This window comes from Cytobacillus sp. QJM3NY_8 (assembly GCF_056173585.1).
In genome coordinates this window covers 2,261,618-2,277,041 of the sequence record NZ_CM149681.1, presented here as the reverse complement: position 1 = coordinate 2,277,041, position 15,424 = coordinate 2,261,618, and the positions used below count along the sequence as shown (strand labels likewise).

At 41.1% G+C, this 15,424-nt stretch carries 12 protein-coding genes; 1 reads left to right on the top strand and 11 read right to left on the bottom strand.

The genetic code is table 11. The features are described 5' to 3' along the window. Nucleotides 1-196 precede the first annotated feature (196 nt). From AC0VZ9_RS11885 to ltaS, 4 genes are all read right to left on the bottom strand, one after another. The gene (locus AC0VZ9_RS11885; RefSeq protein ID WP_009330423.1) at nucleotides 197-1,882 is read right to left on the bottom strand and encodes a glycoside hydrolase family 13 protein; all 1,686 of its coding nucleotides are present in this window, start codon (nucleotides 1,880-1,882) and stop codon (nucleotides 197-199) included. A gap of 500 nt (nucleotides 1,883-2,382) precedes the next feature. Beyond that, on the bottom strand, nucleotides 2,383-3,393 hold the full coding sequence (locus AC0VZ9_RS11880) for a LacI family DNA-binding transcriptional regulator (protein WP_009330424.1): 1,011 nt from the start codon (nucleotides 3,391-3,393) through the stop codon (nucleotides 2,383-2,385). 220 nt (nucleotides 3,394-3,613) lie between these two features. Then, nucleotides 3,614-4,414 (bottom strand): uroporphyrinogen-III synthase, encoded by an 801-nt coding sequence (locus AC0VZ9_RS11875; protein WP_019382750.1) that lies wholly within the window; start codon nucleotides 4,412-4,414, stop codon nucleotides 3,614-3,616. Between the two features lie 265 nt (nucleotides 4,415-4,679). Further along, the gene (gene ltaS, locus AC0VZ9_RS11870) at nucleotides 4,680-6,683 is read right to left on the bottom strand and encodes a lipoteichoic acid synthase (RefSeq protein WP_019382751.1); all 2,004 of its coding nucleotides are present in this window, start codon (nucleotides 6,681-6,683) and stop codon (nucleotides 4,680-4,682) included. A gap of 286 nt (nucleotides 6,684-6,969) precedes the next feature. Between ltaS and AC0VZ9_RS11865 the strand changes: the two genes are divergently transcribed. Continuing rightward, entirely contained in the window at nucleotides 6,970-8,388 is a 1,419-nt protein-coding gene (locus AC0VZ9_RS11865; protein WP_475397431.1) for a serine hydrolase domain-containing protein, read from the top strand. Between the two features lie 36 nt (nucleotides 8,389-8,424). On the opposite strand, the gene AC0VZ9_RS11860 is transcribed toward AC0VZ9_RS11865, so the two are convergent. The 7 genes from AC0VZ9_RS11860 to AC0VZ9_RS11830 form a co-directional block, all read right to left on the bottom strand. Then, nucleotides 8,425-9,099 carry a lysozyme family protein gene (locus tag AC0VZ9_RS11860; protein WP_448897390.1) on the bottom strand — a complete coding sequence of 225 codons (675 nt, stop codon included), beginning with the start codon at nucleotides 9,097-9,099 and terminating at the stop codon, nucleotides 8,425-8,427. 248 nt (nucleotides 9,100-9,347) lie between these two features. Further along, complete coding sequence (locus AC0VZ9_RS11855) at nucleotides 9,348-10,241, bottom strand: NAD(P)-dependent oxidoreductase (RefSeq protein ID WP_475397430.1); 894 nt, start codon at nucleotides 10,239-10,241, stop codon at nucleotides 9,348-9,350. After that, nucleotides 10,238-10,999: a hydroxypyruvate isomerase family protein gene (locus AC0VZ9_RS11850; RefSeq protein WP_009330431.1), complete on the bottom strand. Its 762-nt coding sequence runs from the start codon at nucleotides 10,997-10,999 to the stop codon at nucleotides 10,238-10,240. Before AC0VZ9_RS11850 ends, AC0VZ9_RS11855 begins: the two co-directional genes overlap by 4 nt. 201 nt (nucleotides 11,000-11,200) lie before the next feature. Next, a complete protein-coding gene (locus AC0VZ9_RS11845) occupies nucleotides 11,201-12,079 on the bottom strand; it encodes an MBL fold metallo-hydrolase (RefSeq protein ID WP_009330432.1) in 879 nt (292 codons plus the stop codon). A 111-nt stretch (nucleotides 12,080-12,190) separates the two neighbouring features. Further along, the gene (locus tag AC0VZ9_RS11840; RefSeq protein WP_009330433.1) at nucleotides 12,191-13,801 is read right to left on the bottom strand and encodes a glycoside hydrolase family 43 protein; all 1,611 of its coding nucleotides are present in this window, start codon (nucleotides 13,799-13,801) and stop codon (nucleotides 12,191-12,193) included. A 28-nt stretch (nucleotides 13,802-13,829) separates the two neighbouring features. Then, nucleotides 13,830-14,492 carry a YesL family protein gene (locus tag AC0VZ9_RS11835; protein WP_009330434.1) on the bottom strand — a complete coding sequence of 221 codons (663 nt, stop codon included), beginning with the start codon at nucleotides 14,490-14,492 and terminating at the stop codon, nucleotides 13,830-13,832. A 27-nt stretch (nucleotides 14,493-14,519) separates the two neighbouring features. Beyond that, complete coding sequence (locus AC0VZ9_RS11830; RefSeq protein WP_009330435.1) at nucleotides 14,520-15,419, bottom strand: carbohydrate ABC transporter permease; 900 nt, start codon at nucleotides 15,417-15,419, stop codon at nucleotides 14,520-14,522. Nucleotides 15,420-15,424: the final 5 nt, after the last annotated feature.

The window sequence follows — 15,424 nt, the reverse complement described above, 5'->3', positions numbered from 1 at the left end:
TGTTTTAACATAATAATATTTATTAATAAGAATATGTCAACAAAAAAGAGAACCTCAATGGTCCTCTAAGCAATACTTCTTCATTTTTTCCCCTGTCACTCTTGTAATTAGAAAGAATCAGCTTCCAGCTTGTAAATCGATCAAAGGAAAATGTCTGTTTATTAACACCAATAAGGGCCCTAAACAGGCCCTATCTTTATTTCTTCAAACGATACACTCTAGCTTCATAAGGCTTGAGTGGCAGATTTTCAATTTCTTCATTTTCATCTGCATTCAGGTTGGAAATCAGCAGTTCCTTAGAAGAGTACCGGACATGGACTGGAAGTTTAAAGTCAGGAGTTTCTTCACTGAAGTTGCAGATCACAAGCAGCTGGTCATCTCCAAGAGTTCTTGTAAAGGCGAAGATCTGCTCATCTTCTTCCATTATTAAATCGAATGTGCCATAAACAATCACTTCATTTTGCTTTCTAAGCTGAATGAGCTTTTTATAAAAATGGAAGATGGAATCTTCATCTTTAAACACTGCTTCAGCGTTAATTCTCTCATAATTTGGATTCACATTAATCCAAGGCGTTCCGTCGGTAAAGCCTGCATTCGGGCTGGCATCCCACTGAACAGGCGTTCTCGCATTATCCCGGCCTCTCTCATGAATGCCTTTAAAGATTTCATCATGTGTTAAGGAATCCGGTGTAAGATCACGGTATGCATTTAACGTTTCGATATCACGGTAATCATTGATATCAGTGAACTTTACATTTGTCATGCCGATTTCTTCGCCCTGGTAAATATAAGGCGTCCCCTGCATCATATGCAGACATGCCGCAATCATCTTACCAGAAATAACGCGGTATTCCTCTGATTCATTTCCCCATCTGGAGATGGCACGAGGCTGGTCATGGTTGCTCCAGTACAAGCTGTTCCATCCATCTTCCTCCAGACCCTTTTGCCACTTGCTGAAAATCTCTTTCAATTCAGTCAGTTTCCAAGGACGCGGATCCCATTTGCCGTATTGCCCGTCGCCAAGCCCTACATGTTCAAAATGGAAAACCATATTCAATTCATTTCTGTCTTTGCCTGTATAGAGCTTGCCTTCTTCTACTGTTACACCCGGCATCTCCCCAACCGTAATGGTATCATACGGGCTAAGGGCTTCTTTGTTCATTTCCTGCAGGAATTGATGAATTCTTGGTCCATTCATATAATACTTGCTGCCGTCCCCATATTTGTGTCCTTCACGAATCTCCCCCTGTGGATAGCTGGTATCTTTTGAAATGAAATTGACGACATCCATGCGGAAACCATCAATCCCTTTGTCCAGCCAGAAGCGCATCATATCATACACTTCATTTCTTAATACAGGATTTTCCCAATTCAAGTCAGGCTGTTTCTTACTGAAAAGGTGCAGGTAATATTCACGTGTTTCTTCATCATATTCCCATGCACTTCCGCCAAACGCAGCGCCCCAATTCGTAGGAGGTTCGCCGTTGTCTGTTTTCTTCCAAATATAATAATCTCTGTAGGGATTATCTTTGGATTTTCGTGATTCCTGGAACCACTGGTGTTCATCGCTTGAGTGGTTGACAACGAGATCCATCATGATTTTGATGCCGTGCTCATGGGCTTTGTCCAGCATACCGTCGAAGTCATTCATATTTCCGAACTCGTCCATGATATTGCGGTAATCTGAGATGTCATAGCCATTATCATCATTAGGCGATTGGTAAACGGGGGATAGCCAGATGACATCGATCCCCAGTTCGCTTAGATAAGGAATTTTTTCAGTGATTCCGTTGATATCTCCAATCCCATCCCCATTGGAGTCATTAAAGCTTCTTGGATAAATTTGATAAATGACACTTTCTTTCCACCATGTTTTGTTCAATTTATTACAACTCCGATCTAAGAATAATATTTATTTTATAAAACCTTTCATTACATCGCTTATAATCCATTTCTAGGCAAAGGTATACATAATAATCATAGTGCAAGTTCCATTAAGCAGGACGCAGATGAAAGATCTGTGCTGAAATGGGCCTTGGAAAATATACAGGAGTAGCGGCAGTCTGGCCATTTTCCGGTCGCTGATCAAAACGAGGTGCAGCATGTAGTCATTCCATGCACCAAGACTTGTGATTATGGCCACCGTTGCATTCAGGAATAGCACGAATATAGCCAATATAGATAAAAATAATATCGGAAAGATTGAAAGCGATATACAAAATGATCAATCCAAGCAGCTCATCCATACCCCAGGCACTCGTATGCATGACAAGCTGCTGAATGAAGATCGGGAAAGGAATGGACATGGAATTGAAATTTGTTATTTGTTATTTAGCTCTCAATTACGTAAACGTTTACGTAATTGAGCCGAGAAAAAGAGAGTTATTTTTTCCTCTCTTTCACACTCATTCTTTCAATGATTCTATGCGGCATAATCCGGCTTTCCGGAATTTCGCCAGTTTCCATTATGGTAAAGAGCATTTCTGCGGCAGCCTCACCCATTTTTGCGAGAGGCTGTCCCACTGTTGTCAGCGGCGGAATGGACATCTCAGCAAGGTTTAAATTATCGTACCCCATAACAGATATCTCATCCGGGACCTTAATTCCTAATTGATAAGCTGCTGATAAGGCCCCGATAGCCATTTCATCACTTGCTGCAAATATCGCTGTAACATCCGGGAACTGCCCGATTAGCTTTTTCAAGCCCTCGATCCCATCAGGAAATGCAAATCCCCTGCTGAACACAACATTTTCGGAACCCAGCGATATGCCATGATCTGAAAGAGCTTTCTTAAAGCCTTCAATCCTCGGAATCCCCGCGATGATATCATCCTTTTTTCCGCTTATCATTCCAATTTTGGTATGCCCCTTGCCGATTAAATACTTGGCTGCAGCATATGCTGCATGAAAATCGTTGACCTTTACAAAAGGCACGGGGTACGCATAGGACTCGGTTGAAAGCAAAATAATCGGCATCTTGGTTTTAGCTACAAATTGATAATACTCTTCTTTTAATATTTCACTTGCAAAAATTATCCCGTCTACCCTTTTTTCGATAAGCAGCTGGAGATATTTCATCGTTTTTTCGCCATTTGATTCTGTATGGCAGACGATCACACTGGAACCATTGTCATTTGCAGCCTTTTCAATGCCATCCAGCAGATCGGTAACCAGAGAACTGGAAAGCTTCGGGAAAAGCACCCCAATCGTATGTGTTCTTTTGTTAATTAATCCTCTTGCCACTGCGTTTGGCTGGTATCCCAGCTCTTCAATCACTTTAAGAACCTTGAATTTTGTTTTTTCCGAATAGCCTCCCTGGTCATTCAAAATCCTGGAAACGGTTGCAATGGAGACATTTGCTTTTTTGGCAACATCTTTGATGGTATTAGTCATATCCCACCTGCTTAAAATTGATGTATTATTTTTGGTGCGAAAACGTTTACGTTGTAACATTATCATCCCTTGTATGCATTTTCAATATATTTTTTATGATTTTTTGAAATTAGTATATCCATGAATTAATTAAAAAGGAGCCTAAAGGGGCCCCTTTCAAGAGTATATTCTGCGCTCTAGAAGCTTATTTATTTTTACAAATTAGTCCTTAAATGACTTCTTAATTATAAAAACGGGCTAATTCAATAACCGCACTCCCGATCCTCTCGGCTTCCGGAAAAATGACTCTTTCAATTCCTTCTTCATGTAAAGCTTGTGCAGTTACTTTTCCAACTGATAAAGCCACAACCTGTTCTGATAGACAACTTTTCAATTGCGTATCTGCCTTCTTTTTCCGGGCGAAGGTGAATAAATTCCTTACTTGAGGTGTGCTGGTGAAAAATACTGAATCAAGCTTTCCGTCAAGGAGCTCGGACAGCAGCTGATTCATTACATTTTCATCAGGAGGAATATGGGTATATGGCAGTATTTCTTCATAGTCCGCATGGTTATCTTCCAGCCACTGTTTAAGGCGTGGTGCCGGGTCCCCGTGAAGCTGCAGGGCTACTTTCCGGCCTGTTAGGGAATGAGCTGAGAACTCTCGGATTAAGCCTGCCGTACTTCCGTCATCATCCCGCACTGAAGGTGTGATATCAAGTTTTTTCAGAGTATTAACGGTTTTATAACCCCTTGCTGCAATATTTGCTTTTTGCAGGCTGTTGATTAGGGCGTCACCCTCATTCATATCAAGAGCCGTTTGATATATGGTTTCGACCCCGATTCCGGTAGTAAAAATAATCCATTCAAAGCTTTCCTTTATTAGCAGTCTTACATGATCCTGGAGTTTATCGTCTTTGAGCAGTGTTGTCCCCTGGGCTGGCCTGCTGAAGGCAATCCCTCCCTGATTCTCCACCAATTTGCCAATTTCTTCTATTTTCCGAGAACCTAAAAGTGCAATCCTTTTGCCAGCAAGCTTCCTCATCTTAATCCCCCTAGAAATGTATCTTTTTATTTTTAATTATAAAGGTTGAATGGTTATTTATCACATAATATTAGGCTTGAACCAGATTTAGCTAATGCATAATGGTATTCCACACTGAATCAAAGTAAACACCCTTACTTTTGTTTATTTGATTTTACCTGCTTTATAAAAGTATTTAGTTTGGTATGTGACTTATTTATTTTCGAATAGAGGAGTTATCCAGCAAAAAAACTGCCCGCAGGATTTCCCGCAGACAGTTTTTGAATTATTTATCAGCTGGCTCTTCTTCAGCCATTTCTTCAGTTACTTCGTTCTTCTTGTTGACCCCATTGCTTTCTGCTTTGTAATCGTACTTTGAACGATCAACCGGTTCGAAGTTTTCCGGTGTGTAGAAGCGGAGAAGATCTCCGTTTACGACTTTATCAGATAGCGCCAATTTCTGCTCGGCACTTTCCTGAAGTTTTTTCGCTTCTTCAAAACGGCTTTCATCCAGCAGTTCACCAGTTGTTGAGTCATAGAACTTTCCGTCAACAGATGAAATGGTTGGACTCATGAAATCTCCGTTACGGAAAGGAACAAGATCATCATGCTGTTCTGATAATAAGTCTGTACCGAATTGCAGATACTGTTTAGTATCAATGCCAAGCAAGTGCATCAATGTTGGCATCAAGTCGATCTGACCGCCAAATTCATGGTTTACCCCGCCTTCCATGCCAGGTACGCGGATGAATAGAGGCACACGCTGTAGACCGGCACTATCGAACGCTGAAATTTCCTTGCCTAGCACTTGTTCCATTGCTTTATTATGGTTCTTGGAAATACCATAATGGTCACCATACATGACAATCACTGAGTTCTCATACAGGCCGGAAGCTTTAAGCTGCTCAAAGAACTGTTTAAGTGCTTCATCAGCATAGCGGGCTGTCTGGAAGTAATTATCCACTGATTTGTCACCAGTAGTATGAGGCTCAATTGTCGCCAGTTCCTGATCCATATGATAAGGATAGTGATGGGACACAGTAATGAATTTAGAATAGAACGGCTGTTTAAGTGACTTAAGATACGGCATGGATTGTTCAAAGAACGGCTTATCCATTAGACCATAGTCAGCCATGTTTTCTGGTTTTAAATCATAATATCCTGCATCGAAAAAGTTGTCATAGCCAAAGGATTTGTAAATTTCGTTACGGTTCCAGAAACTTCCCGAGTTACCGTGAAAAACTGCAGAAGTATAGCCTTTATCCTTCAGAATTGCTGGTGCTGCATTGTAGGTATTCATGCCCTTTGTTGTAAAGGCAGAACCCTGCGGCAATCCATATAGGGAGTTTTCAAGGATAAACTCAGCATCAGCTGTTTTCCCTTGTGCAGTCTGATGGAAGAAGTTATCAAAATACGTTGTATTTTCTTCTTCAATCAGTGAGTTCAAAAATGGTGTTACTTCTTCACCGTGCAGTTCATAGTTCATCAAGAATGTCTGAATGGATTCAAGGTGAAGGTAGATCACATTCATGCCTTCCGCTTTTCCGAAGTACTTCGGGTTCGGTTCAGCATAATTCGATTTTGTAAAGTTGATGACTTCGGTTGTATCACTGCTATCCGCCATAACTCTTTGCGCGGATGCCTTCGTGCTTTGTACTGCATCATAAATCGTATAATTGTACATGCCTAAATACTTAACAATGTAATTGCGGTCAAAACCTCTTGTCAAAAGTTCAGGGCGGTCTGTTTCAGCCAATCCCAGGTTTGCAAATGAAATGGCCAGAGAAGCATAAATTAATGCTGCTGATCTGCGGCGCGTCAAATCCTTTGTTTCCACTTTTACAACTTTAAATACAAGCAAGCCGGCAAGCACGATGAAATCAAGGAAGAAAAAGATATCAGTCGGCTGTAATAATGAGCTGATGCTTCCGCTGACGTCACCAAAGTTCTGTGTCTGCGTCAAAGTCGGCAATGTAATAAAATCATTAAAGAAACGATAGTACACTGCGTTCGCAAACAGCAGGAACGATAGCAAGAAATACATTACCATCAAGGCGATATATTTTCTTCTGCCTTTGAAAAAGAATGCAATTCCTAAAAACAGCAATGAAGACCCCAGCGGGTTGATGAATAAAAGGAAATGCTGCAAGGCACTTTCAATGCCTAAGTTAAATTGTGTCATTTGAGTAATATACGTTTTCATCCAGAGCAGAAATACTGCTAAAAAGAAAAAGCCAATATATTTATTTAATATATCCTGACTTTTATGAAGTAAAGTATTCAAAATCATACACCTGCCTTCTAGCACTTTATTCTAACATACTTTGCTAGTAATTTAAAAATCTTATGTTGGCAATCAGCCCAATAATTATTAGTTTACCTGATAAATATTAAGAATCTATGAACATCCAAAAAAGCACTGCACAAGAATATAACTATACTCGCATTTAATAAAATGTCAAGCATGTCCAGATTAAATGCTCTTTTTATGACTATTAAACAGAGTAAGTGCAGTTCACAGCCTAAGCTGGGTGTTGCCCATTAATAAATGCTGCACGTCTATATAGACGAATGAAATGCCATTTGGTTTCACTTTTTATGTAAAAACTTATAAATCTAATTTTTTAAGGAAGGAGAAAAATCAGACAACAGCCAATATATATGAAGAATGTAAACGAATTATACATAAAGGCGGAAATTCCTATGGACCAAAAACAGCAAATAACGAGTATATGGACATTCTTGCTGAGGGCAATTATTTTAATGGATGTGTTCTTGCCTCCCATAAAGGCAAAGTCATCCTGAATGAAGGATATGGACTATCAAGCTATCAATATGCCATTGAAAACACTCCTATTACCAAATTCCGCATTGGGTCTTTGACAAAGTCATTTACGGCAGCAGCTACTCTTCTGCTTCACCAGCAAAAGAAGCTGAATCTGTTTGATATGATTCATACTTATATTAATGATTTTCCTGCTGAAAAAGGTGTGACCATTCATCACTTATTAAGTCATTCATCAGGCGTAGCCGATTTTACCTTTTCTCCTGAATACTGGGAAAAATTCATGCGTCTGCCCTCCAGTCTGGAAAAATCCATCAATTGGATTAAGAGGAAGCCTCTGCAATTTCAGCCCGGTAAGGACATGCAATACAGCAATGCAGGATATTTACTGCTAACTGCTTTAATTGAAAAAGTTTCAGATTTACCCTATGAACAATTCCTCCTGGAGAAAATTTTTAAACCTCTTCAATTAAAAAATACAGGAATTGATAATGGCCGTAAGATTGTAACGGACTTGGCTTCCGGTCATTCGGTCTGGGAAGAGGCCATTCACCCAGAGTATGTCGCTATGAGCATCCCTCAGGGAGCATATGGAATGTACAGCACTGCAGAGGATTTATTTAAATGGACAGAAGCTTTGCAGAATGGTTTGCTGCTAAACAAATGTATGACATCAAAAATGTTCACTGCCAACCCTGGGGGCTATGGGTATGGCTGGTTTATTAACGGCGAACAAGGGACAGCGAGACACTCTGGGGATATTAATGGCTTTACAAATGAACTGTTAATGAACTTTAAAGAGGATCTGACTATCGTCATCTTGAGTAATATGAATATCACTCCAGCAGACAAAATCTGTGAGGATCTATACCGCATCACTTTAAAAGAAAAGGTGCGAATGCCTCAAAGGTTAGCATACTCAAACGATCCCGTTCCCTGGAGAATGCTGACAGGAGAATACCGGGCGCATGAATTATATGCTGCGGTCCATTGGGGGGAAAATAAACTATTTGTGACTATGCCAAAGAAATATGGGGCGTTATATAAATATGAAGTAAAACCCATTACCATTGCAGATGACAAAGTATTTTTCAAATCGGATTTTATAAATGAAGATTTTATATTCGATTTGAAAGGCCAATGCCTCGAGATTGTGGATGTATATGAGCAAAAGCAGACACTGAAAAAACAAACCGCACTTATTAGCTAAGTGCGGTTTTAGTTTACCATAATATTATTATGTTTTTTACCATACTGATTTAAATTCTCCGGATTTTCCTGTGTCACTTGCTGTAAGAATCTCAATATTTTCGGTTACCTTTGTTGTATAAGTAAAATCCCCATAACAGTATGGATAGCGGAAATTATTCTTGTCCCCTCCGCAATTATAAACTTCCGGATTTTTTTCGGCCTGTTTGAGTGAGAATTCTTTCGCGATTTCTTCACTGTGTTTTCCGCCCTGATCTGCAACAAAGTCAATATATCCGATTCCCATATTGTAGGCCTGGATAACGGCAGGGAAGTCTACATTTTTTTGACTTCCATAATTTAGTGCTTTTTGAAAGTGTTTAACACCCTGCTTAATGCTTTGTTCCGGATCCTGAATGGAATTCGGGGGCAATCCAGCTGATTCAGAAGCCTGCATCGGGTCCCCGCCCTTCCCTTTGCTTTCCTGCTGCATGATCGCGGCTAATACGAGAGTATATTCTTCAAGGTTAACTTCCTTCAATTCCTTCTGAAGGATCGGCGTATAATTCTGAACATCCCTTGACACCGTATTAGGCAGTAAGGATACCGCTGTTTCCTTAATATCAAGCTGCTTGAATTGATCATATAAGACAAAAATCAGAACCAAAAAAAATAACATGAATGCTACATTTGATCTGCGTTTTGTACGCTTTTTGCTTTTTTTGCGTTTCATTGCTGCTCTCCCGGTTTCTCTAATATTTCAGATTATCATTATAGCAGAAAATACTGATATTTTAATAGGAATAGCTCCTTTAGAGAAGACCGGAAGAAGGTTTTCCGGAAAGTTCGGTTTTACCATTGGTTTTTATCTGACTGAATTTTGGTTTATCCCAGCATTTTAATTATATCGGTCAGTTTGCTTACAGCGGCTTTCTGCTATACATACCAAATGAAGTAACTGAGCCTTCCTGTCTTCGCTGATTACCTCTTCCTCTTCACCATAATTCCGGCCTCTTCCTCAAGAGGCTTAATGACTGCCGACATATCCTGATCGCTATGGCCTTGCTCAGCGGCTGTCTGGAATGCTTTTTCAGCCAGTTGCCCGGTAAATTGGTTTAAGCCGGCTTCCTGTAAAAGCTGGTTGGCAAGCCGGACATCCTTGTGGACATATTTCACAGCCCCTCCTGGTGTGAAGTGGCGATCGAATACGTATTGTTCCATATGCCTGCGCAGGATTCTGCTGTCGCCATAGCTTGTCTTCAGCACTTTCAAAAGCTGTTCGGAATTCAGTCCATAAGCAGATCCGGCTACCATTGCCTCTGATGCAGCCAGAGAGTGGACAGCAACAAGATACTGATTAATCAGCTTGGCAATGCTGCCTGAACCCGAAGGTCCCAGATATTCTATGGTGTCACCGAGCATCTCCAGTACCGGCTTAACTTTTTGAAAAGCCACTTTCCCGCCGCCTGCCATGATCGTTAATGTCCCGCTTTCTGCTCCTTCAGGACCGCCGCTAACCGGACAATCCAGATAACTGATCTTTTTTGCATCTGTCATCTCAAAGATGGTTTTACTCGTGTTGGCCCCTACCGATGTGAAGTCAATGCATATCGTTCCAGGCTTGGCACTATGAATGATCCCCTCTTTACCTGTATAGACGTTCAGCACATCGTCTGGCATAGAAAGACAGGTACACACGACTTGACATTGGCTGGCCAGATTGCTGATCGTTTCCGAATAAAAGGCACCCAGATCAATAAGGGGCTGTGCTTTTTCAATTGTCCGATTATGAACGATGACGTGAAAGCCATTGCCCAGGAGGCGCTTGGCCATCCGCGAGCCCATTACTCCTGTTCCAATAAATCCAATCTTCATGATATCACCCCTTTCTGCCAGGCAAAACTCTCTTCACTTCTGCCTTGCGGATTATATTCAAGACCAATTAAGCCTCGATAGTGTTTACTCAAATATTGAAGAATATCGGTATAATTCATTTCACCTGTCCCTGGCTGCTGTCTGCCCGGATGGTCAGCAATTTGCACATGCGAAACCAGCTCAGCGTATTTTTGATACATGGAAAGAGAATGGCCATAAATTCTTTCAATATGGTAAAAGTCGAATTGAAGCTTCACATTCGGCAAAGCGACACGATGGATTATGTCTGATGCCTGCTGGATATCATTTAAGAAATAGCCAGGCATGTCGAATGGGTTGATAGGCTCAATTAATAGGGTTATCTCATGCCTAGACATTGCAGTGCCCGCATAAAGGAGATTTTCTATAAATACTTCCAGATTATTGTCTGGGTGTATCCCCGCCATACAATGTATCTTTTTAACTCCAAGGCCATTTGCATAACGGATCCCCCTTTCAACTGATTTTCTAAATTCCTCTATACGTACGGGGTCTGCTGCCAGGCCACGGTCCCCTTTTTCCCATTGACCTGGCGGCAGGTTAATTAAGTCCATCGATAACTGATTTTGCTTAAGCTCTGCTTTGATTTCTTCTATTGTAAATGTATATGGAAACTGGCACTCCACATAAACAAAACCAGCTTCACGGGCTTTTTTAAACCGCTCCAAAAAAGGAACTTCTGTAAAAACGGTTGAAAGATTAACAGAATATCTATTCATGATAGCCTCCTGGAATAGGGTTATTGTTAATAAAATGGTCTTTTCTCATAGATTGTTGTTTTTGGTTTTGAAATCAGCGGGGAGGACGTAAGCCTCCCGCTGGAGTCAAGTGACCTCAGCTCCAATCAACTCAGCAAATTAAACGAAGGTATTTAGAAAGAAGGAGACTTCACAAAAATAGCCTTTAAAACATGCAGAACTTTAAATATCTGATCCTGTTGAAGGCCCTTTTAGTTCATAGCCATTTGCAAAGTACTGTATCGTTTCTAGCTCATTGCCATTCAGTTCACGATTGACACTGGATTGATAGGCATTCTTCATTTCTTCCATTTGTCCTTCGAATTCTTCTGTTAGTCTTGCTGCCTTCCTGAGCATGGCCGTTTCCACCTGGTACTCTGCCTTTGAGATGGCCGTCCCGTGGGACAAAATATATGTATCTGCATCAAACTGTTCCAGTGCATCCAATAGCTGAAGGACACAGTCTGCCGTGTAATTCCATTTACTTGCGTAAAGATTCGCGTAAATCGCATCGCCGAGAAATAATATTTTTTCTTCTTTTATATATACCACCACCGAGTCTGGAGAATGGTCCCCGCCGACTCTTTGCAGTTGGCAGCTCACACCGCCAAGATCGATTTCAAGAATATTCTCAAAAGTGATATCTGGAAGTTTAACCTTAATGCTTCGATCATTACCATACTCGTTCTTAATAGCGCTCGCGCAAAATTCTATTTCGATTCCGCTTTTCACACGTTCATCCAATGCCTCATCTGTCCATTGGTAAGGGATTAGCTTTTCCATTTCAGCTTTGGTGAGATTAGAAGCAATAGATGGAATATCCAGTGCAGGCAGGCCGAAAATATGATCCCAGTGCCAATGAGTCAGGACCACCATCCTCGGTGAAGGTATTCGTAGTTTCTCCAGCTCGCTTAAAAACAATTGAGCATGTGCTTCAGAATTGCCTGCATCAATCATCAAAGTCATTCGATCCCCGACCACAGCCCCTAAAATAGGACGGTCAGTTTCTGAAACAGGAGTTTGATACCAAACCCTGTGCTTAAGTTTTTCTAAAGTTTGCATAAAATCCTCCCTCCGATTCTTTTGTACATTAATTCGTTAAAAGTGAATAGAATCCTTTTTCTCTATTATATAGAAAAAACTGCTCAATACTTGAGCAGCCCCATTTTATGATTAAGATTCGCCTTTATAAACAAAGTAATCAAAATCGGCAAATTGATTTTGGCCGGAAGTGTCCTGACATTGCATGCCGACGAATGCACCTGTAAAAAAACCGCCGCCCTTTATGTAATCATCCGATAATTTATGGGATTGGAAAGGAACTGCAAGTTCTGTCCAGTTCTCACCGTCGAATGAATAAGAATAATTATATTCATGGATATGGACATTTACACGAAGGTAAACATATTTCACTTCTGCCGGGATTTCAATTTCACTCCCTTTTAACGGCTGGGAGAAAGTAAAATTATCGCATGACACCAATTCCAGGATTCGTCCTTTATCTTCATCCCAGCTGACCTGGCATGACGTCCAGTTTTCAGTATTATAATAATTAACGAGACCGGCAGATTGCTGGAAGGTTTCGGGCTCAAATGCCACCTTTGTTTCAGCAGTAAAAGAAAAGTGCTGCCATCTTCTCGCTATGAAGGCCTGTGTAAATTTGGATGTTAAGCTTTCTTTCCCATATAACCGAAGATGGCCAGGGTTATCCTTCAAAGAAACAATATTCTCACCGAGCGGAATCCTTAAATTCTGGAAATGCAGGTTTAGGGTTTCACTATCAAAATCGTCTTTTTCCGGAAAATCTCTTCCCCACTTTACTTCCTTAATCTTTGGCCCTTCTATTTCAAGGGCAGGCTCGTTCCCGCCAGTTACATAAGGCCAGTCATTCTTCCATTCCAGCCTTTGTATGGCAGTCTCCCTTCCAAGAGGACAATAACCGCGCGGGTCAAGTAAAGGATGACCCTCTCTTGTTAAGGGGCGTCCTGTAAGATGGACAAGAAACCACTCATCTGTGTGAGTTTTTACCATTGAAGCGTGACCTGCCTTTTGCAGAGGGTTCCTCGGTGACCCGAAAGATGAAATGAGCGGATTTTCAGGGTGTACTTCATATGGCCCCCTTATGTTCTTTGATCTCGCAATGGTGGCCTGATGATCATATTTAGTTCCGCCTTCAGCAGTCAGCAAATAATAATAACCATTGATTTTATACAAATGCGGAGCTTCTGTCAGTTTGATATCAGTCCCCTTGAAGATGACCTCCGCTTTCCCTTTCAGCTTTTGCTTCTGTACGTCATATTCCTGCAAAGCGATTCCGTAAAAGTTGTGATGGCCGGCACGGTGATCCCACACCATGTTGACCAAATATTTTTTTCCGTCCTCATCATGGAACATAGAAGGGTCAAAGCCTGAACTATTTAAATACACAGGATCAGACCATTCCCCTTCTACGCTTTCACATACTGAAAGGTAATTATGGCAATCCTTCCACTGGCCATCCACCACTTTTACATCCGTATAAATAAGCCAGAACCGGCCATCGTGATAGGATAAAGCAGGTGCCCAAATCCCGCCTGAATCCGGACTTCCTGTCATATTCAGCTGGCTTATCCGGTTTAATGGCCTTGCAGCCAGACGCCAATTTTTCAGATCCTTAGAATGATAGATTCCAACACCGGGAAACCACTCAAAAGTGGAAACAGCAATATAATAATCTTCTCCCACCCGGCAAATGCTCGGATCAGGATTAAATCCTGTTAAAATCGGATTGCGTATAAGTGCCATTTGACCATACCTTTCATTTTATTATTCCTTAAATATGTCTGCTTAAGCCCGAATGCCTGAACTGTTCAAGCTGCCGGTGCTTTTGCCTCGCTTCAATTTTCCTAAAACTGTACATTCCCCCATACATCAAAATCCATGTAATGGAAACAGCGCTAAAGAAGGGAATAAATGCAGGACTGTACAAAAGCAGAAAAATGATGGATCCGGCAGAGGCTGCTATGATCAGGGTAAGATGCAGGTTAAGGATCCCAAGTAAACATGAATTTTTTATATATTCGCTAACTCTTAAATCGTAATGTACATAAACCGGAAAAAGATACATCAGAGTAATGAAATAAAGAGCTGATATAATAAGCAGCAGTACGAAAAACATCAGCTGCAGAACCCCTTCTAAGCCATTTACAAAATGCAAATCCAAAAGAATGAACCCCGCGCAGATGACAAGTATGAAACCAAGCAAATTAGATTTAGTAAATTCCTTTTTATAGATTGATAGGAAAGTATCCCAAACAGGCACTTCTGTCTCTTTCATCTGCCACTTGCGGACGATAGTGAATAGGGATACGGTTGCAGGCATGAAGCCAAATACGATTAGCCCCGCCATCGTAAATAACAGCCAGAGCAAGTTAACATAAGCAAGCTTCATGATCCATTCACATATTGTAAATAGCTTGCCCAGCGTACTTTGCATGTTTATCACCTCCTCTGCTTTGGATGATTAGCCTTTAACGGAGCCAGATGCTATCCCCTCAACGATGCGATTGCTTAATATCAGAAAGGCAATTAATATTGGCAGGATGCTGATGACCAGTGTGGCACCTATAGCACCCCAATCCGTAGTATACTGGCCAATGAAATTCTGGATTCCAACTGTAAGTGTCTTAAAGCTATCCGAACTGATAAATGTATTCACAAATACAAATTCATTCCAGTTGTAAATCATATTAATAATCGCAGCCGTTGCCATTACCGGCATCGTCATAGGCAGTGTGATTTTAAAGAAAATATGATGGATGGATGCACCATCCATGACTGCTGCTTCTTCTACCTCCCTTGGCAAAGCTTCATAGAAGCCCAGCAAAATCATAATGGTGATTGGAAGGTTGAAAGCTGTGTAAGTTAGAATAATGGAAAGCGGATTATCAATCAGATTGATATTGGTAAAAGTGCTGAATAAAGGGATCAATGTTGAATGGACCGGTATCATTAAACCGACCATAAACAGTCCCAGCACCAGCCTGCTGCCTTTCCAATGCATTCTCGTAATGGCAAAGGTAACCATGCTGGCTAAAACAACAGTCAGAATGACAGCTGCAAGGGTGTACGTTACACTATTTATAAAATAGAGGCTGATGTTTCCTTCCGTCCAAACCTTTGCGTAATTTTCCCATTTAGGGTTTTCCGGCAATGAGAATGGAGACATATTGAATACTTCCTGGCTGCTTTTCAGGGAAAAAAGAAATAGCCAGATAATCGGGAAAATCTGAAACATGGCGACAAGAACCAGGAACACATACATGATGCCATATGCTAAACGGTTCACAATCGGTTTTGAGACAAGCTTTGTGTCCAGTCCATTTCCTATGCGCGGGGCGCCATCAGGTTTTACTGTTTCCATACATT